Origin of the sequence: Neoaquamicrobium sediminum (assembly GCF_013240295.1) — a bacterium.
In the GTDB taxonomy this organism is placed as follows: Bacteria; Pseudomonadota; Alphaproteobacteria; order Rhizobiales; family Rhizobiaceae; genus Aerobium; species Aerobium sediminum.
This window is the reverse complement of sequence record NZ_JABETK010000002.1, coordinates 31530-53763: the sequence shown is the minus strand read 5'-3', so window position 1 is coordinate 53763 and position 22234 is coordinate 31530. Positions and strand designations below refer to the sequence as shown.

Below are 22234 nucleotides of genomic sequence, written 5' to 3'. Positions count from 1 at the left end.
CCTACATGCGATAGGCTTCGTGGCAGGAGCCGCAATTGCTGGCGACGGGGCGGAAGACCGCCTGGAATGCGGCGAGATCCTGCGGGGCAGCCGCGACTGCCGCTGCCGTGTCGGCGGCGAACTTGTCGTTGGCTGCCTGGAACCCTGCCATGTCCTCCCATACTTTCGGAGACGATTCGGTATCGCCGGTATTGCTTCCCTCGGGCCAAAGTGCCGCCACGTCGGTGGTGGCCTGCGCGTTCGCGTTCATCTTCTCAAGCGCATCGAGCACGGTTGCCGCGTCAAACGGCTGCTTTTCCTGGGCGATCGGCGCCAGAATGCGCATCAAGCTGCCACGCTCCTTCATCAGGTTCTGCCGGTCTTCCAACGCGTCGGCGGCGGCGGCGACGCTCATGGCCGTAAGAGCTGCTGCGGCATATGCGAACAATTTCATGAAGGGCTCCGATATCTGGCAATGGCTGGAACGGAATTTCGGACCGATCTTCGCGGATTCTTCGCATAGTCAAAGTCAAATCGCCCGGCACACTCGTCACGGTTGCGTGATCGCGCGCCGCGTCCGGGCAAAATAAAAGGCCCCGGTCGCCCGGGGCCTTTCCAATGTCCGATCGATACGGAGCTTATTTGGTCGCCGCTTCGTACCGCTCCAGCACGTAATCCCAGTTGATCAGGCTGTCGACAAAGGCTTCCAGATATTTCGGCCGCGCGTTGCGGTAGTCGATGTAATAGGAATGCTCCCAAACATCGACGCCGAGGATCGGCTCGGCACCGTGCACCAGCGGGTTCTCGCCGTTCGGCGTCTTGGTGATCTCGAGCTTGCCGTTCTTGACCGTCAGCCACGCCCAGCCGGAACCGAACTGGGTGGTGCCGGCATTGATGAAATCTGAGCGGAACTTGTCGTAGCCACCGAGGTCGCTGTCGACCGCCTTCTGCAGCGCGCCCGGCAAGCTCTTGCCGCCGCCGCCCTTCTTCATCCACTTCCAGAAATGGATGTGGTTGTAATGCTGGCCCGCATTGTTGAAGAGACCGGGATTCTTGCCGTACGACTGCTTCACGATCTCTTCCAGCGAGAGATCTTCCATGCCCGCTTCGGCAGCCAGCTTGTTGCCGTTGTCGACATAGGCCTTGTGATGCTTGTCGTGGTGGAACTCCAGCGTTTCCTTCGACATGTAGGGCTGCAGGGCCTCGTAATCGTAAGGCAGTTCGGGCAGTTCGAAGGCCATGGCAAATTCTCCCTTGCTTAAATGAATGGGTTGATGGCTCAGCTTCTACATAGGGGCAATCCGCACGGGCGCAACACCGTTCCGCGCGGAATGTGAAAATTGCTCCGCGATCAGGCCAAAGATCAGGAGTGGGCCCATTCCCAATAGAGTTCGCGGGCCTTCTTGGCGACCGGCCCCGGCTGGAGGTCGCGGTTCTCGATACGCACGATTGGCACGACTTTCGAGTGGTTGCCGGTGGAGAAGATTTCATCGGCCTCCATGAAATCGCGAACGCTGAGCGTGCGCTCGCCCACTTTGTAGCCCGCCTCGGCAAGCAGCGTCAGCGTGCGGGATCGGGTGATGCCGGACAGGAAGGTGCCGTTCGGCGCCGGCGTGAGCACATGACCGTCCTTGACCATGAAGATGTTCGAAGACCCTGTCTCGGCCACGTTACCGAGCATGTCGAGCACCAGCGCGTTGTCGAAGCCGCGCATCTTCGCCTCGAGAATTGCGCGGCCGTTGTTGGGATAAAGGCAGCCGGCCTTGGCGTTGGTCGGCATCGTCTCGATGGTAGGGCGACGGAACGGCGACACGGAAACCGAGAAGCCGGTCGGCTCCAGCATCGGCGCTTCGTAGAGGCACAGGCAGAAGCGCGTCGATTCGTGATCGGCGGGCACGCCCATATAGCCGCCGTGCTCGGCCCAGTACATCGGCCGTATGTAGACCGCTGTCTTACCGTCGAACTTCTTCAACCCTTCCCAGGTCAGCGCGACGATTTCCTCGGGGGTCTTGGTCGGCTTCAGGCCGAGCGCGATCGCGGAAACATTGACGCGTTTGCAATGAAGATCGAGGTCGGGGGCAACCCCTTCAAACCAGCGTGCGCCATCGAAGACGCTTGAGCCGAGCCACATGATGTGGCTGCGCGGGCCGACAACGGCCACGTTGCCCTCGTGCCAGTCGCCATCGACGAATGTCCATGTGGTTGTTTGCGCTGGGGTGGACAGGCTCATGCTGGCTTTCCTTCTTCTGATGTACACCATCGAACGGCCTTTGCCGCGCCGCGTCAACCGACAGCGAGGCGGCTTCTTTCGGTCCAGCCCCAACGGCAGCCATCGCTTGACCGCATCCTGCCATTGGGATCAAGTCGGCCGCGAAAGGTGCAACTGCCATGACCCATTCCGCTTATGTCTTCGACGCCTACGGTACACTGTTCGACGTGCACGCGGCCGTGCGCCGCCATGCCGGCGAAATAGGGCCCGATGGACAGGTCCTTTCGGAGATCTGGCGGGCCAAGCAGCTTGAATATTCATGGGTCCGGACACTGATGGGCAGCTACCGGGACTTCTGGCAGTTGACGGAAGAAGCGCTCGACTATGCGTTCCTCAAGGTTCCGACCGCCGATCCGCGCTGCGCGGCAAACTGCTGGACGCCTATTGGCGACTCGACTGCTTTCCCGAGGTTCCGGCCGTACTCGCAGCACTCAAGGCCGCCGGGGGCGCATTGCGATCCTGTCCAACGGTTCGCCGGCCATGCTGGAATCGGCCGTAAAATCGGCCGCGCTCGACACCGTCGTCGACGAAGTGTTCTCCGTTGATGAGATCGGTCGCTACAAGACCGTTCCAGATGTCTACGAGATGGTCACGACCGCATGGCGCCTCTACCCGCAGTCGGTGTCATTCCAGTCCTCCAACCGCTGGGATGTCGCGGGAGCTCACAAATTCGGGTTCAGGACAGTGTGGATCAATCGGACCGGCCAGCCGGACGAATACAGGGATCACCCGCCCGCGCTCATCCTTCCGTCGCTCGACGGGCTGTAGGCCCTCTAGCTCCGACAACCACGCCGTTGAAAGTCATTTGCCGCCTCTGTTGCGGTGCGGCAACAGTGGTCGAGCACCGGCTGTGTTAGGTAATTGTTATCCATGTTTCTGACAAAGTCAGGATCACCTGTCCACGGAGCCGGATCGGGGATTGGTTTCGGGGAGAAACTCGTGTCCGGCTTCCGCTTCATTTCTGTCGCTTGAATCGTCCAAGGAGCCGACGTGTCCGCCGCCCCCACCAATCCATTGATGACCCGACGCTCTTTGCTTGCGTCCGCAACGGCTGCGGCCGCTGCAACCGCCCTCGCGGGCTGCACTACGAGCGGCCCGCCCCGACGTGACCGTGTGATCGAGGAAGCTCGCCCTATCGAACCCGAACTGGGAGCGCCGGTTTCCATGTACGCGGCGGTGAACGACGGTGGACACGCCGTACCGGCAGTGCCGTTCGACCGGATCGACAAGCAATATCTGCGTCAGGTCGTACCGGACCCAACGGGCGAACGGCCTGGAACGGTCGTGGTAGACACCTCCAACCACTTCCTATACGTCGTGCAGCGCTTTGGTCGCGCGATGCGCTACGGCGTCGGGCTTGGCCGTCAGGGCTTCGAGTGGTCGGGCAATGGCGTGATCGAATGGAAGCAGCATTGGCCGCGCTGGTTCCCGCCGGAAGAAATGATCGCGCGCCAGCCTGAGCTGAAAAAATACACCGCACGGCAGGTGCCGGGTACCAACGAGTGGGAAGGCGGGATGCCCGCCGGCGTGAATAATCCCCTCGGCGCGCGCGCTCTCTACATCTACCAGGATGGCAAGGATACGCTCTACCGCCTTCACGGCTCGCCGGAATGGTGGTCGATCGGCAAATCGGTGTCTTCAGGTTGCGTGCGCCTTATCAACCAGGATGTCATGGACCTGTATGACCGCGTGGCGGAAAAGTCGCCAATCGTTGTCACGTCGGGCCTGCGCGTCACTGCCTGAAGTGATGATGCGCAGGTGAGAGTTCAGCGGCGGAGTCAGCGCTCCGCCGCTTCTTTATTAGCGCTACCGCTTGCGCAAGCTGCCCAGAATACCGCGGACAAGTTCGCGGCCGAGCGTCGAACCAACCGTGCGCACGACTGACTTGATGGCGGCTTCCGTCACGGTCTGACGCTGGTAGCCGCTACGTCCGGAAGTCTTACGCGGCGCTTTTCCGCCACTGGAGCCGCCAAAATCGGGTAGCGTCCAGCCGGAACCGCCTTCGCTCGCGGCTTCTTTCTCGGCCTGTCGTTCTTCCTGCTCGGCGGTCTTGGCTGCCTCCTCGGCCTTCTTTTGAAGAAGTTCGTACGCCGACTCGCGGTCCACGGCCTGATCGTATTGGCCAGCCACGGGGCTCAGTCCCATCACCTTCTTGCGCTCGTCCGGGGTGATCGGACCCATCCGCGCAGAAGGCGGCCGGATAAGCGTGCGCTGCACCATCGAGGGGATGCCTTTTTCCTGCAGCGTCGAAACCAGCGCCTCGCCGGTGCCGAGTTGGGTGATGGTCTCGAAACAATTGAAATCCGGGTTGGGGCGGAACGTATCAGCGGCCGTCTTCACCGCCTTTTGCTCGCGCGGCGTATAGGCGCGCAGGGCATGCTGGATGCGGTTGCCGAGCTGCGCCAGCACCGTTTCCGGCACATCCAGCGGGTTTTGCGTGACGAAATAAACGCCCACGCCTTTCGAGCGGATCAGCCTCACCACCTGCTCGACGCGTTCGACCAGCGCGCGCGGCGCTTCGTCAAACAGCAGGTGCGCCTCATCGAAGAAGAACACCAGCTTCGGCTTGTCCGGATCGCCGACCTCGGGCAGTTCCTCGAACAGTTCGGAGAGCAGCCAGAGCAGAAAGGTTGCATAAAGCCGCGGATTCATCATCAGCTTGTCGGCTGCCAGCACGTTGATCGCGCCGCGCCCGTCGCGCGTGGTGCGCATGATGTCGCTGATCTTCAGCGCCGGCTCGCCGAAGAAGTAGGTACCACCCTGCTGTTCCAGCACCAGGAGCTGGCGCTGGATCGCGCCGACCGACTGCCGCGATACGTTGCCGTAGCGCGCACCGATCTCCGACGCACGTTCGGCCATGTTGGCCAGCATCGCCTGCAGGTCTTTCATATCGAGGAGCAGCAGGCCTTCTTCGTCGGCGATGCGGAAGGCAATGTTCATGACGCCTTCCTGCGCCTCGGAGAGGTTCATCAGGCGCGACAGGAGCAGCGGTCCCATTTCCGAAACGGTCGCCCGGATCGGATGCCCCTGCTCGCCGAACAGGTCCCAGAAGATGACCGGAAACTCGCCGAACTCATACGGCTCCAGCTTGATCGTTTCGGCGCGCTTCAGCAGAAAGTCCTTGGCCTCGCCCATCATTGCTATGCCGGACAGGTCGCCCTTTATGTCGGCGCAGAAGACCGGAACACCCGCATTGGAGAAACCTTCTGCCAGGATCTGCAGGGTCACCGTCTTGCCGGTGCCGGTCGCGCCAGTCACGAGCCCGTGGCGATTGCCGAACTTCAGCAGTAATTCCTCGGGCTGCTGATAGCTGTCATCCGGCTTGCGACTGGCCCCCAGAAATATGCTCTTCTGCTGCTCGTCCCACATGAGTTCCCTCTCCGCTATCGTTTCCGTGGCCGGCACGGGCTGCCCAGCCGGTATAGCCACCCCGGCGGACCCTGCCAATGCGGATGATGCTAGCCGTTGCCGAATGAACACACGCGTTCATGAAATGCCGTCATCAGCCGTGATAAGCCTATCGGGGGTGCCGCTTCGCATTGCAGCAAGCTGGCGTGCATCCTAAACTTGCGACGACGCTCGCCATAAGGCGGAGATGGGAGCAGGCATGGAAGCTGCAATCATAAATACCGGCAGTTTTCCGCCGATCGGCCGTTCGCAATGGCTGGAATCGGTGCGTGGCCCCACGGCTGCGCACACCGAAGCGCCCGCAGTGCCATCCTATGCCGACCTGCAATTCGAAAGCATCAGGCAGGACCGGTCTCGGCCTGGGCTGATGTCACGAGCGGCGGCAGGATGGACCGTCGTGCAGCGCGTAGACGATTCGGATGCCAAGCGTGCGAATGCGCAGGCTCAGGAAGACATCGCCAACGGGGCAACCGGCCTGGCAATCGTCTTCGAGGATGCCCCGAACGCTTTCGGCTTCGGCCTTCCTGCCAAGCCCGAGGCGCTTGCAGCAGCCCTCCACAACATTCCCCTGAACAGGATCTATCTGCGCATCGACGTTCATCCGTCGAGCCGCGCGTCCGTCGACTGGATCGTCGAACTGATGCGCCGCAAGAAGGTTGACCCGACGCGTTTGGGACTGTCCTTCGGCATCGATCCAGCCGCCATCTTTGCCGGCAACGGCAGTCTGCGGATGTCGATCGAGGCCTTGCAGGCATCAATGCCGCAATCGCTGGCGCATTTCTTCGGCATGGGCATTCCGGCTGTGCTTCTGGAGGCTGACGGCCGCGTGTTCCACAACGCCGGCGCGACGGAGGCACAGGAGCTCGGCGCGATGCTGGCCAGTGCCGTCTCTCACCTGCGCATGTTCCAGGAAGCGCGCCAGCCGCTTGTCTATGCTACGCCTCACATCGGTTTCGCCTTGTCCGTCGACCAGGATCAGTTCCTGTCGGTCGCGAAGGTGCGGGCTCTGCGCAAGCTATGGTCCAAGGCGCAGGAAGCATGCGGTATTCCGCCTTCGCCGACCAAGGTGCACGTCGAAACGTCGTACAGGATGATGAGTGCGCGGGCTGTCGAGACGAACATTCTGCGCTCTACGCTGGCAGCGTTCGCCGCGGCGGCTGGCGGGGCCGACACAATCAGCGTGCTGCCGCATACGCTTCCACACGGATTGCCGGAATCCAAAGCGCGGCGGCTTGCACGCAATGCGCAGCTCATTCTGGCGAACGAGACCAATCTCAGCCTGCTCGGCGATCCGCAGACCGGCTCCGAAGACCTGGATATCCTCACCGCTTCGCTGTGCGAGGCAGCCTGGGAGGAATTCCGGCAGATCGAATCCGAAGGCGGTCTGCTTGCCAGTCTCGCTGCTGGTCGGCTTCAGAAGCGGGTTGTCGAGGCGCGCGAAAGACGCACCCAGCGTTTGCGCGATGACCGTTTGAAGATCGTCGGCACCACGCTGCACGGGCAGGGTACAGACGAGGGCGCCGCGCCGACGCTTTCAACGGAGCGCCGCAATCCCCCATCGGACGGGGTGGTCTTCTGCGAGAAGCTGCCGCCCGTGCGTCTCGATGCGCTTCTGGACGATTGACTTGGTCTGTTATCGCGACACGCCTTAAAGGCCGAGTTCGACGATTTCCCAATCCTTGCCGCTAACGGTCACGACGTCTCCGACGCTCTTGCCGAAAAGCGCCTGTGCCATTGACGAAACGTGGGAAATCTTGCCGGCTGAGACGTCCGTCTCGTCCTCGCCCACGATTTTCCAGGTGCGCCGTTCATCGTCGTCGTTGACGATAATGACATGCATGCCGAAACGTACGACCTTGTCGTCATGCGGCTCTGACAGTTCGGCCGTTTCGCGCCGTGCATTCCAATAGCGCAGATCTCGCGAAACGAGCGCTATGCGTTCGCGCACGCCTTCCGCCTCCGCGCGTGCGAGCTCTTCGCGCAATCGCGTGACTTCGTGATCGATCGCGGCAAGCCCTTCGCGGGTCACCAGGTTTCGGTGTTGGCTGACGGGCCGCTCTCCAATATCGGGCAGCGCGCCGTCGCCATCGTCTTCTCGGGTAAAAGCTCTGCTCATGGAGTGAATCTAGGTCCGAACCCCGGAATCGGCAAGCGCGAGCCGATCCACCGACGCATGGCACGCTTCATGCTTCGGCTTGTCTGACAGGACGGGATTGTATCGAAGATGGACAGACGGAAGTTTCTCGCAACAGGTATTGGCCTCGCGCTTGGCGGGCTGGCAACGCGCGCGATGGCTTCACCTCTGTCGGACCTGACCGTGACGGCCGCCATCCGCGGCTCCATCAACGCGGAAGAATTCGGCGTCCGGCCCGGCGCTGTCGACGACCAGAGCCGCAATTTCCAGAAGATGCTCGACGCGGCCGACGAGCGCGGCGCGCCCGTATTCCTGCCGCCGGGCGATTATGTCGTCTCCAACATCCGCTTCCCGCGCGAAACGCGGCTGATCGGCGTGCCGGGCACGACCCGTATCGTCTATGGTGGCGGCGGCTTCCTTTTCGCCGCCGAAGACGCCTCTACCGTGGACCTCACGGGCTTCTCGATCGACGGTGCCAACCGGCCGCTCGGCGAACAGGCCCAGGCGCTGGTCGAGATGCGCCGTGTGGCTTCCTTCACCATGGACCGGTGCGAAGTGACCGACAGCGCGCGCTCGGCAATCGCGCTAGAGCGCGTCTCGGGCTCCGTCGAGCGATCGACGATCACGGGTGCTGCCGAGTACGCGCTCTATAGCGTCGAAGCCGGCCGGATGCGGATCGCATCGAACGTCGTCGCCGACTGTGCCGATGGCGGCATTCTCGTGCATCGCTGGGAGGCGGCGGGCGACGGTTCGATCGTCATCAACAACCGCATCGAGCGGATCGGCGCGCGCAGCGGCGGTACCGGCCAATATGGCAACGGCATCAATGTCTTCCGCGCCGACAACGTCATCGTCTCGAACAACCACGTTGCCGACTGCGCCTTCTCGGCCATTCGCGCGAACAGCGCCGGCAACGTCCACATCACCGGCAACCAGTGCCTGCGCTCGGGAGAAACGGCGATATACTCCGAATTCTCGTTCGAAGGGGCTGTCATTAGTTCCAATATCGTCGACGGGGCGGCAGTCGGCATATCCATCGCCAATTCCAACGAGGGTGGCCGCATGGCCGTTTGCAACGGCAACATCGTGCGAAACCTCGTCGATGAAGCTCCTTACGAAGCCTTCGAGGCCGTCGGTTTCGGCATCGGCATCAGCGTCGAGGCCGAAGCCGCTGTCAGCGGTAACGTGATCGAGAAAGCACCCCGCTACGGCATGATGCTCGGCTGGGGACCGTTCCTGCGCAATGTAGCTGCGACCGGCAATGTCATCCGCATGGCGGGCGAAGGCATCGCCGTCTCGGTGGTCGAAGGCGCTGGTTCGGCGATTGTCGCCGACAACATCATCGAAGCCGTGGAGCGCGGGGTGGTCGGATACCGCTGGGCCGATCCCGCCACAGGCGATCTCGCCGGCGACGACGATACCCGCTTCGCCCATCTGAGGGTCGAGCGTAATCTCGTGAGCTAGACAAGCTCGGCAGTCGGCCTCAGCCGGCCGACCTGTATCCCGTTCCAGTTGCGCAGCACAGGATTTGCCATATCCCGGAAAGCGCCTGCCAGTTCGGCATTGTCTGCCAACAACTTCGCCAGGATGGCTGCCACCGCCACCTCGGCGGCCCGGCCAGCGCCATCGTCGCACTTGATGGCGACGCCCAGACCAAGCTCGGGCACGGCGGCGCAATAAACGCCCTCTGCGCCGGTCTTGACCATGATTCGGCCGGCCGTAGCCTTCATCAGGCGGGTATCCAGTCGGTCGGTGCCCGCAACATAAAACGGTTCCGCCATGCAGGCGGCCAGAATGCGCCTTGCAGCGCGCGCCCGCTCCGTCCCGAGCCCCTGCCCCGTCGCCATGCGGGCAAAGCCGAGCGCGAGGTTCTTCAGCGGCACCGCATAGGTCGGGATCGAACAGCCATCGGTGCCGCAGACATCCGCGCCGTGAGCGGCCCCGGTCACCGCCTCCATCGCCTCACGCACCATCTCCTGCAGCGAATGCCCGGCGCGCACGTAGCCCTTGTGCTCCAGGCCGACATGGCGGCAGGTGCACAAAAATCCTGAATGCTTGCCGGAGCAGTTGTTGTGCCGGGCTCCGGGCTTTCCGCCGCCGGCAGCAAGGTCCAGCGCCGCCTCCTGCCCAGACGGCCAGTGCGCGCCGCACTCCAGTGCCGTTTCGTCCAGCCCGGCCTTTGCAAGCATGGCGGTCGCGAGCGCGGCATGTTCCGGCTCGCCCGAATGCGACGCGCAGGCCAGCGCGATCTCGCGTTCACCGAATCCGTAAGCGTCGGCGGCGCCCGATTCCAACAACGGCAGTGCCTGTATAGATTTCACCGCCGATCGAGGGAAAACCGGACGCTCGACATCGCCGATCGAGAGCACCACCTTGCCGTCGGCATCGACCACCATGGCCGCGCCGCGATGCCGGCTCTCGACGATGTTACCGCGCGTGACTTCAACGAGGACTGGATTTGCCATTATCTCACCGGAATTTCGCGTTCCGAGGCTGTAATCTCTGATACCGTTCGACGCAAAGGCTTTCGCTTGTTCCAGATTCTCAAGGGCACATTCGCCGTCTTCGTGGTCGTGTTCCTGTTGCCCGTCGCCGCCACCTCGGCCTGGTGGGCGATGCTGGACCGTCCGGCCTCATGGCGTGCCGCAAACTGGCAGTCCAGTGGCGTGCTTCCGCCCGCGCAGGCGCCCGGGGCCGCCATCCATGTGCTGGCGGCGCGCACTGGTGGGCTCAAGGGTGCTCTCGCCGTGCATAGCTGGATCGTCATCAAGCGCCCCGGCGAGGCGAACTACGAGCGCTACGACAAGGTCGGCTGGGGTATGCCGATCCGGCGCAACGGCTATCCCGCCGACGCGCACTGGTACTCGAACCGGCCCTTCTTCGTCCATTCCATCACCGGCGAAGAGGCTGAGCGTCTCATTCCGCAGGTCGAAGCGGCGATTGCCGACTACCCCTGGCGTAACAATGGCGGCTATCGCATCTGGCCGGGGCCGAACTCGAACAGCTTCGTCGCCCATGTGCTGCGAGAGGTCCCCGGCATCGGCATCAGGCTACCGCCAAACGCGACCGGGCGCGACTATGCCCCCGGATTTGCCTCCGTGCGGCTGGCGCCCGATCGGCGGGACCTTCATGTCACGCTGGGCGGCCTGGCCGGTTTCGCCCTAGGGGCGCGGAGCGGGCTGGAGGTCCATCTGCTCGGTGTCGTCGCCGGCGTCGACTTCGTGAACCCGGCGCTCAAGGTGCCGGCATTGGGCAGCATTGGCGTCGCCGACATCTGGTAGGCCTCATTTCCGGTGCGAGAGCACGTTGAGCAGCTTGCCGGTCGGATCCTCGGTAAAGAAACGCCGCACACCCCACGGCTCATCGGTCAGGTCATGAATGATCGTGCATCCCATCGCGATAGCGCGGCGATAGGCTTCGTCTACGTCGTCGACCTCGATCGAAAGGTCGGGAACCGGCGCGCCGGAACCACCTACCGACATGATACTGACCTGCGGGTTCGTGGCGGCATCGGTGGCAAGCGTCGCGATCCAGCCGAAATCCATAACTATTTCGAGCCCGAAGAGCTCGGTGTAGAAGTCGCGAACCTCGGCAACCTTCTCGGCCGCGATGTTCGGAACGATGCGTAGAACCATCATGCCGTCAGCTCCCGGCTGAGAATCCAAAGATGGCCGAAAGGGTCGCGCAGCCGACCTTCCCGTTTGCCATAAGGACGATCCTTGATCGGGATGACGATCTCCGCGCCCTCGGCCTCCATCCGAGCAGCGACAGCGTCGCAGTCGTCCAGGTCAAGTTGCATAAGGACCGGAGAACCGCCCAGCGTGATCGGCGAGGTCCATCCCCATTCGGGCACCTCTTCGCTCAGTGAAAAGGTAAAATCTCCCGAGGCCAATCTGGCAAAGGCCACACGTCCGCCTGGCTCGGCAAAGCGTTCGATGAGCCGGGCCCCAAGTGCCTTTTTTCAAAGAAGCCGATCGCGGCATCGGCGTCACGAACGATCAGGCGGGGAAAGGCCGCCCGTGGGCTGGCAACATCTGGCATGGCGATCTCCTGCAGCTACTGAGGGGCCCGGCATTAGCGTCATGAGCAGTGATGCGTCTTGAACGAAAAGCTACGCGGAAGGATCGCGAACGTGGCCGGCATAGGGTCGATTGCTCGCGCGCAGGCGACCGGGCGTCATGGCCGCGAACTGTTCGATCTCGCGCGTCATGTGCGACTGGTCTGCGAAATCCGCATCGAATGCCAGGTCGGACAGTGAGGAAGCCGGCGTGAGACGCCCGAGCGCGTCGCGGAACCTCGCGATCCTGAGATAGCGCTTCGGCGTCATGCCGACATTGGCGACGAAGAGTTTCCTGAAGACGTACGGTGAAAGCCCTTCGCCCGCGCAAACGTCCTTGATAGCGACACCCTTCCTCATGCGCTCGATGCCGCGGGCCAGCAGCGCGGCGGCTGCCAAGTCGCGCAGGCGGCTTTTCGACTTCCGCTTCGAGGAGATCGAGGCGTGCATCATGCGATTCGAGTGCTTTCAACCGCTTCTGGATCTGCCCGGCTTCATCACCCCAAAAGCGGGAGAGGTCGATGACCTTATCGGTCGTCTGGTCGATCACCGGGCCAAAGAGCGCGCCTGCACCGCCCGGCCGGAGGCTCACGCCGCAGGACGACACCTGCGACGCGCGCGCTATGCGGCGCGGCTGCGTCGATGGCCCCTGCAGCACATGCAGCGAGCCGGCGCGGGGTTGCGGCGCTGTCGGGTCATGCTCATCGAGCGGAACTTGAAAGCTGAAGATGATCTGCGCCCGGCCCGATGGCAGCAGCGTCTCGAAGCCGTCCGAGGTCGGATCATTTACGCACCAGAGCCGGTCGATGACGAGTTTCGCCGCTTCCTTCTCCGGCTCGCGTGACGTCAGCATTCCTCTTCTCCGGTCGATTGCCACCGCCTTGCGGATGCTAGTCGGCGAAGGCACCGGCAAGCGCGCTGCGCAGCGTGTTCTCGTCGCCCTCCGCACCATAGCGGATATCGTCGATCACGTAGACCTCACCCTCGCCCTTCACGAGCACCAGCCGGTCCATCGCGTCGGCGTCCTGTTGGTCCGGAAATGCGTATTTCACCTCGGCTACAACCTTGTCGCCTTCCGCGACGGATTTGCCGGGTTCGCAGACCGGCGCGTAGTCCTGGAAACCCTGATAGGGAACGCCATCGCCCAGCGGCGGCTTCTCGTCAGGCGTTTCGGCTTGTATCGCCGCGTTCTTCTCCAGCGCGGCCGTCACCACTTCGGTCAGACCGGGGCTCAGCAGATAGATCCGCGCCGCGCCGCCATCGGCTTCGCGCAGGCTGCAGAACGCCTGCACGTAGGCGTCGACATCGGCATCCTGCGCCGAAGCCACAAAAGTGGTGGCAAGCGTCATCGCCAGGACCGCAGCCCATTTCCTCATGTCGAATAGTCTCCCGTGTTACGAATTGTCCCGGCGGATGATCCCGGCTGCCATGAAGCCGCCATCGACCGCGATCGTCTGGCCGGTGATGTAGCTGGCCTCCGGCGACAGCAGGAACGCGATCGCGGCCGCAACCTCGTCCGGCTCTCCGTAACGCCTTTGAGGTAGGCGATCGAGCCACTGTCTGCGGGCGTGCTCGCCATGCAGCCGCGCGACCATCGGCGTGTCGATCGGGCCCGGCGCCACGCAATTGACCCGAACCTCGCGGGTGGCAAGCTCCACAGCCATCACCTCCGACATCAGCCTCACGCCGGCCTTCGACGCGCCGTACGCGCAGCGGCCCTGATTTGCACGCAAACCGGAGACGGATGCGATGTTGACGATCGACAGCGTCTCGGCCTTCCGCTCCACCGCCGCCTTCGAGGCGATGAGCGTGCCGACGAGATTGACGTCGAGCACTTCGCGGAACTTTTCGGCCGTGGTTTCCATCACCGACACGTCCATGGCTATGCCGGCGGAGTTGACGAGCCCGCCCAGCGGGCCGAGCGCGTCGACGGCCTGGTCAAAAGCTTCCGCGACCATCTCCTCGTCGGTGACGTCGACGCCGATGAAGACCGCGCTCTCACCCGCAAACATGTCCTCAGCGGCAACGAGCGCCACCGGATCGGAATCGAGCACGGCTACCGGCCAACCATCGTCGAGGAGCCATTCGACAGTGGCAAGGCCAATGCCAGATGCGCCCCCAGTGACGATGGCGGATGGCTTCATTTGATCCGTTCGAGGATGGACACGTAGTTGGCGACGGCGGCGCCGCCCATGTTGAAGATGCCGCCGAGCTTTGCGCCCTCGACCTGGATGCCGCCGGCTTCGCCGGTAAGCTGCATCGCGGTCAGCGCATGCATCGACACGCCCGTGGCCCCGATCGGATGACCCTTGGCCTTGAGCCCACCGGACGGATTGACAGGCAGCCGGCCGCCCTTCTCCGTCTGGCCCTCAAGCGCCACCTTGCCGCCCTGCCCCCGCGGAGCCAGCCCCATCGCCTCGTACTCGATCAGTTCGGCGATGGTGAAACAGTCATGCGTCTCGACGAAAGACAGGTCGTCAAGCGACACACCAGCCTTCTTCAGCGCGCGCTCCCAGGCTGCCTCGCAGCCTTCGAACAGAAGGATGTCGCGCTTCGACATCGGCAGGAAATCCTGCACGTGCTCGTTGGCGCGGAAAGCGACGGCGCGCTTCATCGACAACGCGGTGGTCGCGTCTGTCAACACGATCGCCGCCGCACCATCTGAGACCAGCGAACAGTCGGTGCGCTTCAGCGGGCCGGCGACGAAGGGGTTCTTATCGCTTTCGGTGCGGCAGAACTCGTAGCCGAAATCCTTGCGCATATGCGCATAGGGGTTTTCGACGCCGTTCTTGTGGTTCTTCGCCGCGATGCGGGCGAGCGCGTCCGACTGGTCGCCGTGACGCTGGAAATAGGCGGCGGCGATCTTGCCGAACTGGCCGGCGAAGCCCGCCGGGATGTCGCCTTCCTCAACCACGTAGGAGGCTTTCAGAAGGTTCTTTCCGATCTCGGGTCCCGGCGTCGTCGTCATCTGCTCGACGCCCACCACCAGAACCACGCGCGCAGCCCTCGCCTCCAGAGCGCGGATGCCCTGGCGCACGGCTGCGGAACCGGTCGCGCAGGCGTTTTCGACGCGCGTCGCCGGCTTGAAGCGCAGCCTGTCATCGGCCTGCAGAACGAGGCTCGCGGTAAAGTCCTGCGCGGAAAAACCTGCGTTGAAATGGCCGAGAACGATCTCGTCGACATCCTCAGGCCCGATGCCGGCGTGCTCGAGGGCGTCGTTGGTCACCTTGACGATCAGGCTTTCCACGGTTTCGTCGGAAAGCTTGCCGAACTGCGAATGGGCCCAGCCCACGATACAAGCTGTCATTCTTCTCTCCCTGACTTCAACATAACATGGCCGATCCGGTTCGGCGCATACTTATATATTGTTCAACGATGAACTGTTTGTGCGCCGCCGTAAAGCCTTTTTCGCAAGCGCGAACACGCCGTTTTTCTTGATTGATTGGTCAATCAATAATAGGCTCCCTTCAGGAGTCGCTATGCCCAAGATTGGAATGGAACCCCTGCGCCGCAAGGCGCTGATCGATGCCGCCGTGCTCGCCATAGGCGAACGCGGCTCGCTCGACGTCACGATGTCCGAAATCGCCACGCGCGCCGGCGTTTCGGCGGCACTCGCGCATCATTATTTCGGCGGCAAGAACGACCTGCTCGAAGCAACCATGCGGCACATACTGCGCGAGCTCGGCAGGGATTCGGTGGCCGCGCTTGCCGGCGTCTCGGACCCGCTCGGCCGCGTCAGCGCGGTGATCGCGGTCAACTTCGCGCACAGCCAGTTCCGCCGCGAAACGATCGCGGCCTGGCTCGCCTTCTACGTCGAAGCGCAGCGCTCCGCCCCCATGCGCCGCCTGCTGCGCGTCTATACGCGTCGGCTTCATTCCAATCTCATGAGCGGACTGCGCGAACTGCTGCCGGAGCGCGAAGCCGAGCGTACCGCGGAAGGTATCGCGGCATTGATCGACGGGCTCTACATCCGCCGCGCGCTCGTGGATGGCGCTGCGGATGCGGCAAGCGCCGTCGCGCTCGTCGATGACTATCTTGAAACCCGGCTGACAAGGGAGACCGCTCGCACATGACCGGCAGGCCGAACATTCTCGTCATCATGGTCGACCAGCTCAACGGGACGCTGTTTCCCGACGGGCCGGCCGACTTCCTGCACGCGCCGCACCTGAAGGCGCTGGCGCAGCGCTCGGCCCGGTTCGCCAACAACTATACCGCCTCGCCGCTCTGCGCACCCGGCCGCGCTGCCTTCATGAGCGGCATGCTGCCGTCACGCACCGGCGTCTACGACAACGCTGCCGAGTTTGCTTCGTCGATCCCCACCTTCGCGCATCATCTGCGCTTGGCCGGCTACCAGACCTGCCTTTCCGGCAAGATGCACTTCGTCGGACCGGACCAGCTTCACGGCTTCGAGGAAAGGCTGACCACCGATGTCTATCCCGCCGATTTCGGCTGGACGCCCGACTACCGCAAGCCGGGCGAGCGCATCGACTGGTGGTATCACAACCTTGGGTCCGTCACCGGGGCCGGCGTGGCCGAGACGACCAACCAGCTCGAATATGACGACGAGGTCGCGCACCACGCCGTCCAGAAGCTCTACCAGCTTTCCCGCGCATCGCAGGATGAAGCGCGCCGTCCGTGGTGCCTGACCGTCTCCTTCACTCACCCGCACGACCCCTATGTCGCGCGACGCAAATACTGGGACCTCTACGAGAATTGCGAGCGGCTGGACCCGGAAGTCGGTTTCATCCCATACGAGCGGCAGGACCCGCATTCGCAGCGCCTCTACAAGGCCAGCGACTACGATTCATTCGACATCCAGCCGGAAGACGTCCGACGCTCGCGGCGCGGCTATTTCGCCAACATCTCATATCTCGATGACAAGGTTGGCGAATTGCTCGACACGCTCGAGCGCACGCGCATGCTGGACGACACCGTCATCTTGTTCTGCTCCGATCACGGCGACATGCTCGGCGAGCGCGGCCTCTGGTTCAAGATGAGCTTCTTCGAAGGCTCCGCGCGGGTGCCGTTGATGATTGCCGGCGCCGGAATCCCGGCCGGCCGCCATGACAGCCCGGTATCGAACCTCGACATCCTGCCCACGCTTTGCGACCTCGCAGGCGTGGATTTGAGTGCGGTGGCGCCGTGGGCCGACGGGCAGTCGCTGCTGCCACTGACACGTGGCGAGCCGCGCGCTGAACCGGTGCTGATGGAATATGCCGCCGAAGGATCCTACGCCCCGCTGGTCGCGATCCGAGAGGGACGCTGGAAGTTCGTCCATTGCGAGCTCGATCCGCCGCAACTCTTCGATCTGGAAGCCGATCCGCGGGAGTTGACCAATCTCGCGGCCGATCCCGTCAATCAGGCCACCGTCCAGCGGTTCATGGAGACGGTGCGTGCCCGCTGGGATCTGGCCCGCTTCGACGCCGAGGTGCGTGAGAGCCAGGCTCGGCGCTGGGTTGTCTACCCGGCGCTGCGCAACGGCGCATATTATCCGTGGGACTTCCAGCCGCTGCAGAAGGCGTCCGAGCGCTACATGCGCAATCACATGGACCTGAACGTACTGGAAGACCGCCAACGCTTTCCAAGGGGAGAATGAGATGATCACCGTATGGGGCCGCGCAACATCTTCGAACGTCCAGATCGTGATGTGGGCCTTGGCAGAGATCGGTCTTGAATGCCATCGTATCGACGCCGGGCACAGCTTCGGAAAGGTCGACACGCCAGAGTTCCGGGCGATGAACCCCAACGGCCTCGTGCCGGTGCTCATCGACGGCGATGCCGAACCCTTGTGGGAGAGTGCTACGATCGTGCGCTACCTCGGAGCCAAGTACGGCTCCGGGGCGTTCTGGCCTACCGATCCGTTCGAGCGCGCGCGGGTCGACAAATGGGCGGAGTGGATCAAGACAAGCTTCGGCCCTGTCTTTCTCACGGGCGTCTTCTGGTCGCTTCTCCAGAAGCCGGAAAACCGTGATGCCGCCGCGTTCACGACCGCCGTGGAAAAGCTTAAGCCGCTGGCTCGGATGCTCGACGCGCGGCTCGCGGACGGTCCGTATCTCGGCGGCGACGAACCCTGCTTTGCCGACATGATCGTAGGCACGCTGCTTTATCGCTATTTCACGCTCGACTTCGACCGCGCCGATACCCCCAACCTGCGCGCCTACTACGACAGGCTTGTCGCCCGTCCGGCGTATGCCGAGCACGTGATGGTTTCCTACGACGCGTTGAGGGCCAAATGATCCCGGATCTGGAGCATCTTCGCCGCGCTTATGCAGCAACCTCGCAGGCAACGCAGCTTACGCCGCTGCTTGAATCGGCCGCACTTGCCGCGCTCACCGGTGCGGCGCGCGTCTTCGTCAAACCGGAGTCGCTGCAATGGGCGAGCTCCTTCAAGGTGCGCGGTGCGTACTGGCGCCTGAAGCAGCTTTCAACCGAAGAGGCCAAACGCGGGGTCGTCGCCTACTCCTCCGGCAATTTCGCGCAGGGTCTGGCTGCGGCAGGCCAGGCGCTCGGCGTGCCCGTCACCATCGTCATGCCCATCGATGCGCCGAAGGCCAAGAGCGACGCCACGCGCGGCTACGGAGCACGCGTGGTTCAAACGGAGCATGGCAGCCGGGCGCGGGAGGAAGTCGCTCTGGAGCGCGCGCAGAAGATAGCCGTGGATGAAGGGCTGACCCTTCTCCATCCGTTCGACGATCCCGAGGTCGTGGCCGGCCAGGGCGGCGTCGGCATCGAAGCGATCGACCAGCTCGCCGCACTCAATGCGGCGGCCGACATGGTCTTCTGTCCCGTTGGCGGCGGTGGACTGATCGGCGGCGTGGCGCTCGCCTTTCACTACCTTTCGCCGGCAACCGAGATCATCGCCATCGAACCCGAACGCTTCAACGGCATGGGCACCTCGCTTTCGAAAGGCGGGATCGAAACGGTTCCGCTGACGACCCCGCCGTCAATCTGCGACGGGCTGATGGCACGTCGCCCGGGCGTCGCACCCTTCGCGGCAATGGAAAAGGCTGGCGCCCGTCCCGTCACGATCAGCGATGCGGAAGTGCGAAGCGCGATGAAATTCGCCTTCGAGCGGCTGAAGCTGGTGCTCGAACCGTCGGGCGCCGCCTCGCTCGCCGCCCTGCTTGCGGGCAAAGCGGACGTCGCCGGCAAGACGATCCTCGTGGTCTCGTCTGGCGGCAATGTCGCGCTGGCCGATTTCATGCGGCATGTCGGCGATGCTTGAAGCGGATTTCGTCATCGTCGGCTCGGGCTCGGCCGGTGCCGCCATGGCCTACAGGCTGTCGGAGGACGGCAAGCACTCGGTGATCGTGATCGAGTATGGCGGCACCGACATCGGCCCATTCATCCAGATGCCGGCTGCCCTGTCCTTCCCGATGAACATGCGGCGCTACGACTGGGGCTTCCAGAGCGAGCCCGAGCCTCATCTCGGCGGGCGGGTGCTGGCGACGCCGCGTGGCAAGGTGATCGGCGGCTCGTCGTCCATCAACGGCATGGTCTACGTGCGCGGACATGCCCGCGATTTCGACCACTGGGCGGATGAGGGCGCGGCCGGCTGGGGCTATGCCGACGTGCTGCCGTACTACAAGCGGATGGAAAATTCGCATGGCGGCGAAGATGGCTGGCGTGGCCATGACGGCCCTCTCCACGTGCAACGCGGGCCGCGGAAGAACCCGCTCTATTCGGCCTTCGTCGAAGCAGGCAGACAGGCCGGTTTCGAGCTCACGCGGGACTACAACGGCGCCAAGCAGGAAGGCTTCGGCCCGATGGAGCAGACGATCCACAAAGGTCGCCGCTGGTCCGTCGCCAACGCCTATCTCCGCCCCGCGCTGAAACGCAGAAACGTGAATCTCGTCAACGGCTTCGCGCGGCGTGTGGTCATCGAGAATCAACGCGCCGTCGGTGTGGAAATCGAAGCTCGCGGAAAGATTCAGGTCGTTAAGGCGCGACGTGAGGTGGTGCTTGCCGCCTCCTCGATCAACTCGCCAAAACTGCTGATGCTTTCCGGCATCGGGCCCGCCGACCATCTGCGGGAAAACGGCATCGCTGTCGTCGCCGACAGGCCAGGAGTCGGCCAGAACCTGCAGGACCACATGGAGCTCTACATCCAGCAGGAATCGCTCCAGCCGATCACGCTCTATTCGAAGCTGAACCTGTGGTCCAAGGCGCTCATCGGCGCCGAGTGGCTGTTCTTCAAGTCTGGCCTTGGCGCGAGCAACCATTTCGAGGCGGCCGCCTTCCTGCGTTCGGCAGCAGGCGTCGACTATCCCGACATCCAGTATCACTTCATCCCCGTCGCCATCCGCTATGACGGCAAGGCGGCGGCGAAGGCGCACGGCTTCCAGGCCCATGTCGGGCCGATGCGCTCCAGGTCGCGCGGGGCCGTCACGCTTCGCTCGGGCGATCCCAGCGAAAAGCCGCTCATCCGCTTCAATTATATGTCCCACCCTGACGACTGGTCGGACTTCCGCCACTGCATCCGGCTCACCCGGGAGATTTTCGGACAGGCGGCGTTCGACCTTTACCGTGGCCGCGAAATCTCGCCCGGCGAGCACGTTCAGAGTGACGACCAGCTCGACGATTTCATCCGGGAGCATGCGGAGAGCGCCTACCATCCATGCGGCACCTGCCGGATGGGAGCCGCCGACGACCCCGGAGCGTTGTCGACCCAGAATGCCGGGTTATCGGTGTGGAGGCGCTGCGTGTGGCTGATTCCTCGATCTTCCCGCGCATCACCAATGGCAATCTCAACGCACCTTCCATTATGGTGGGCGAAAAGGCGTCCGACCACATCCTCGGCCGCCAGCCGCTCAGCCCATCCAATCAGGAGCCGTGGATCAATCCACGCTGGCAGATTTCCGACCGATAGGAGTTCCGGTATGCGCGCCCAGCCCAAGGCATCGCACTACATCAACGGCCGTTTCGTCGACGACGAACAGGGCCAGCCGCTCGAGGTGATCTATCCCGCCACCGGCGAGGTGATCGCGCGGCTGCACGCGGCGACCGGCAATATTGTCGAACTAGCAGTCGAAGCCGCACGCGCCGCCCAGGAGCAATGGGCCCGTATGCGCCCCGCCGAGCGCGGCCGCATCCTGCGTCGCGCAGCCGAGCTGCTTTACCGGCATAACGACGAGATCGCGCGGCTTGAAACGCTGGATACCGGCAAGCCATTGCAGGAAACCACGGTCGCCGATCCTGCATCGGCAGCCGAGGCCCTCGAATTCTTCGGCGGCGCGGTTGCGGGCTATCATGGCGAATATGTCGACCTTGGCGGCGGCCCCTTCGCCTACACGCGGCGCGAGCCGCTGGGTGTGTGCGTCGGTATCGGTGCGTGGAATTATCCGATCCAGATCGCTGGCTGGAAATCGGCGCCGGCGCTGGCCATGGGCAACGCCATGATCTTCAAGCCGTCCGAGGTCACGCCGCTATCCGCGCTCCGGCTTGCCGAGATTTACACGGAAGCCGGTTTGCCTGCGGGGCTTTTCAACGTCGTTCAGGGCTTCGGCGACGTTGGCGCCGCACTGGTCGCGCACCCGGCAGTCGCCAAGGTCTCGCTGACGGGCTCGGTGCCGACCGGCAAGAAGGTTCTGTCGCTGGCCGGCTCGCACATGAAGCACGCGACGATGGAACTGGGCGGCAAGTCGCCGATCATCATTTTCGACGACGCCGACGTGGAAAACGCCGTCAGCGGCGCGATGCTTGGCAATTTCTATTCCACCGGGCAGGTATGTTCGAACGGCACCCGCGTCTTCGTGCAGGACGGCATCTATGAGCGTTTCCTCGAACGCCTGACCGCCCGCACGAGCAAGATCGTCATCGGCGACCCGCTCGACCCTGACACTCAGATGGGACCGCTGATCAACAAGGCGCAGCACGAGAAAGTCACGGACTACATCGAGATCGGCAAGTCCGAAGGCGCCAAGCTCCATTATGGCGGCACCGTGCCCCAGCTTCAGGGTTTCGAGAACGGCCTGTTCGTGGAACCGACCATCTTCACCGCCGTGACCGACGACATGCGCATCGCGCGCGAGGAAATTTTCGGGCCGGTCATGAGCGTGCTCTCCTTCTCCGACGAGGTCGAGGCGATCGAACGCGCCAACAATACCGAATTCGGGTTGGCGGCCGGCGTGTTCACACGTGATCTGCCGCGCGCGCACCGGGTGATCGGCGAGCTCCAAGCGGGAACCTGCTGGATCAATACCTACAATCTAACGCCGGTCGAACTGCCTTTCGGCGGCGCCAGGCAGTCCGGCATCGGCCGAGAGAATTCGCTGGCCGCGCTTTCCCACTACTCGCAACTCAAGTCGGTGTACGTGGAGACGGGGGACGTCGACAGCCCTTACTGACGCCCGGCGTATAAATAGCGATTGTCCGCCGGTTCGGGCTT

The 22234-nt window shown here is 63.4% G+C and carries 20 protein-coding genes and 4 pseudogenes; 11 read left to right on the top strand and 13 right to left on the bottom strand.

From position 1 onward, the window contains the following. Position 1 precedes the first annotated feature (1 nt). From HK436_RS11940 to HK436_RS11930, 3 genes are all read right to left on the bottom strand, one after another. The gene (locus tag HK436_RS11940) at positions 2-433 is read right to left on the bottom strand and encodes a c-type cytochrome (RefSeq protein WP_173190223.1); all 432 of its coding nucleotides are present in this window, start codon (positions 431-433) and stop codon (positions 2-4) included. 184 nt (positions 434-617) lie between these two features. Further along, on the bottom strand, positions 618-1220 hold the full coding sequence (locus tag HK436_RS11935; protein ID WP_173190221.1) for a superoxide dismutase: 603 nt from the start codon (positions 1218-1220) through the stop codon (positions 618-620). Between the two features lie 122 nt (positions 1221-1342). Beyond that, positions 1343-2209: a branched-chain amino acid aminotransferase gene (locus HK436_RS11930; protein ID WP_173190220.1), complete on the bottom strand. Its 867-nt coding sequence runs from the start codon at positions 2207-2209 to the stop codon at positions 1343-1345. Positions 2210-2367: 158 nt separating this feature from the next. Between HK436_RS11930 and HK436_RS11925 the strand changes: the two are divergent. Further along, positions 2368-3016 (top strand): annotated as a pseudogene (locus HK436_RS11925) (haloacid dehalogenase type II). 249 nt (positions 3017-3265) lie between these two features. Next, entirely contained in the window at positions 3266-3991 is a 726-nt protein-coding gene (locus tag HK436_RS11920; RefSeq protein WP_173193403.1) for a L,D-transpeptidase, read from the top strand. A gap of 63 nt (positions 3992-4054) precedes the next feature. On the opposite strand, the gene HK436_RS11915 is transcribed toward HK436_RS11920, so the two are convergent. Then, complete coding sequence (locus HK436_RS11915) at positions 4055-5617, bottom strand: helicase HerA-like C-terminal domain-containing protein (protein ID WP_173190218.1); 1563 nt, start codon at positions 5615-5617, stop codon at positions 4055-4057. Between the two features lie 238 nt (positions 5618-5855). On the opposite strand from HK436_RS11915, the gene HK436_RS11910 reads away from it, so the two are divergent. Continuing rightward, entirely contained in the window at positions 5856-7280 is a 1425-nt protein-coding gene (locus HK436_RS11910) for a methylmalonyl-CoA mutase family protein (protein WP_244648914.1), read from the top strand. A 24-nt stretch (positions 7281-7304) separates the two neighbouring features. Here HK436_RS11910 and HK436_RS11905 read toward each other — a convergent pair whose 3' ends face one another. Next, the gene (locus HK436_RS11905; protein WP_173190214.1) at positions 7305-7772 is read right to left on the bottom strand and encodes a GreA/GreB family elongation factor; all 468 of its coding nucleotides are present in this window, start codon (positions 7770-7772) and stop codon (positions 7305-7307) included. A 108-nt stretch (positions 7773-7880) separates the two neighbouring features. On the opposite strand from HK436_RS11905, the gene HK436_RS11900 reads away from it, so the two are divergent. Then, positions 7881-9254, top strand: coding sequence for a TIGR03808 family TAT-translocated repetitive protein (locus HK436_RS11900; protein ID WP_173190212.1), 1374 nt, complete (start codon positions 7881-7883; stop codon positions 9252-9254). Here the strand turns inward: HK436_RS11900 and HK436_RS11895 are convergent. Beyond that, the gene (locus HK436_RS11895; protein ID WP_173190210.1) at positions 9251-10255 is read right to left on the bottom strand and encodes an asparaginase; all 1005 of its coding nucleotides are present in this window, start codon (positions 10253-10255) and stop codon (positions 9251-9253) included. The genes HK436_RS11900 and HK436_RS11895 overlap by 4 nt on opposite strands. A 66-nt stretch (positions 10256-10321) precedes the next feature. Between HK436_RS11895 and HK436_RS11890 the strand changes: the two genes are divergently transcribed. Next, positions 10322-11071 (top strand): DUF3750 domain-containing protein, encoded by a 750-nt coding sequence (locus tag HK436_RS11890; RefSeq protein WP_244648913.1) that lies wholly within the window; start codon positions 10322-10324, stop codon positions 11069-11071. 3 nt (positions 11072-11074) lie between these two features. Here HK436_RS11890 and HK436_RS11885 read toward each other — a convergent pair whose 3' ends face one another. From HK436_RS11885 to HK436_RS11855, 7 genes and pseudogenes are all read right to left on the bottom strand, one after another. Further along, a complete protein-coding gene (locus HK436_RS11885) occupies positions 11075-11428 on the bottom strand; it encodes a VOC family protein (RefSeq protein ID WP_173190206.1) in 354 nt (117 codons plus the stop codon). After that, positions 11425-11736, bottom strand: a pseudogene (locus HK436_RS11880) (VOC family protein); the annotation flags it as partial. The gene HK436_RS11885 and the pseudogene HK436_RS11880, both read right to left, overlap by 4 nt. Before the next feature lie 165 nt (positions 11737-11901). Next, complete coding sequence (locus HK436_RS11875; RefSeq protein ID WP_173190204.1) at positions 11902-12207, bottom strand: helix-turn-helix domain-containing protein; 306 nt, start codon at positions 12205-12207, stop codon at positions 11902-11904. Between the two features lie 217 nt (positions 12208-12424). Continuing rightward, positions 12425-12700, bottom strand: a pseudogene (locus tag HK436_RS33530) (hypothetical protein); the annotation flags it as partial. A gap of 37 nt (positions 12701-12737) precedes the next feature. Then, on the bottom strand, positions 12738-13223 hold the full coding sequence (locus tag HK436_RS11865) for a hypothetical protein (protein ID WP_173190201.1): 486 nt from the start codon (positions 13221-13223) through the stop codon (positions 12738-12740). 18 nt (positions 13224-13241) lie between these two features. Further along, a complete protein-coding gene (locus HK436_RS11860; protein WP_173190199.1) occupies positions 13242-13991 on the bottom strand; it encodes an SDR family NAD(P)-dependent oxidoreductase in 750 nt (249 codons plus the stop codon). Continuing rightward, complete coding sequence (locus tag HK436_RS11855) at positions 13988-15154, bottom strand: acetyl-CoA acetyltransferase (RefSeq protein WP_173190197.1); 1167 nt, start codon at positions 15152-15154, stop codon at positions 13988-13990. The genes HK436_RS11860 and HK436_RS11855 overlap by 4 nt, the downstream gene beginning before the upstream one ends. A 172-nt stretch (positions 15155-15326) precedes the next feature. Here HK436_RS11855 and betI point away from each other — a divergent pair, with 172 nt between their 5' ends. From betI to betB, 6 genes and pseudogenes are all read left to right on the top strand, one after another. Then, positions 15327-15920 carry a transcriptional regulator BetI gene (gene betI / locus HK436_RS11850; RefSeq protein ID WP_173190195.1) on the top strand — a complete coding sequence of 198 codons (594 nt, stop codon included), beginning with the start codon at positions 15327-15329 and terminating at the stop codon, positions 15918-15920. Continuing rightward, positions 15917-17443: a choline-sulfatase gene (betC, locus tag HK436_RS11845; RefSeq protein ID WP_173190193.1), complete on the top strand. Its 1527-nt coding sequence runs from the start codon at positions 15917-15919 to the stop codon at positions 17441-17443. The genes betI and betC overlap by 4 nt, the downstream gene beginning before the upstream one ends. Before the next feature lies 1 nt (position 17444). Beyond that, positions 17445-18083: a glutathione S-transferase family protein gene (locus HK436_RS11840; protein ID WP_173190191.1), complete on the top strand. Its 639-nt coding sequence runs from the start codon at positions 17445-17447 to the stop codon at positions 18081-18083. Continuing rightward, on the top strand, positions 18080-19072 hold the full coding sequence (locus tag HK436_RS11835) for a pyridoxal-phosphate dependent enzyme (RefSeq protein WP_173190189.1): 993 nt from the start codon (positions 18080-18082) through the stop codon (positions 19070-19072). The genes HK436_RS11840 and HK436_RS11835 overlap by 4 nt, the downstream gene beginning before the upstream one ends. After that, positions 19065-20716 (top strand): annotated as a pseudogene (gene betA, locus HK436_RS11830) (choline dehydrogenase). Before HK436_RS11835 ends, betA begins: the two are co-directional and overlap by 8 nt. A gap of 10 nt (positions 20717-20726) precedes the next feature. Next, positions 20727-22193 carry a betaine-aldehyde dehydrogenase gene (betB, locus tag HK436_RS11825; protein WP_173190187.1) on the top strand — a complete coding sequence of 489 codons (1467 nt, stop codon included), beginning with the start codon at positions 20727-20729 and terminating at the stop codon, positions 22191-22193. Positions 22194-22234 lie beyond the last annotated feature (41 nt).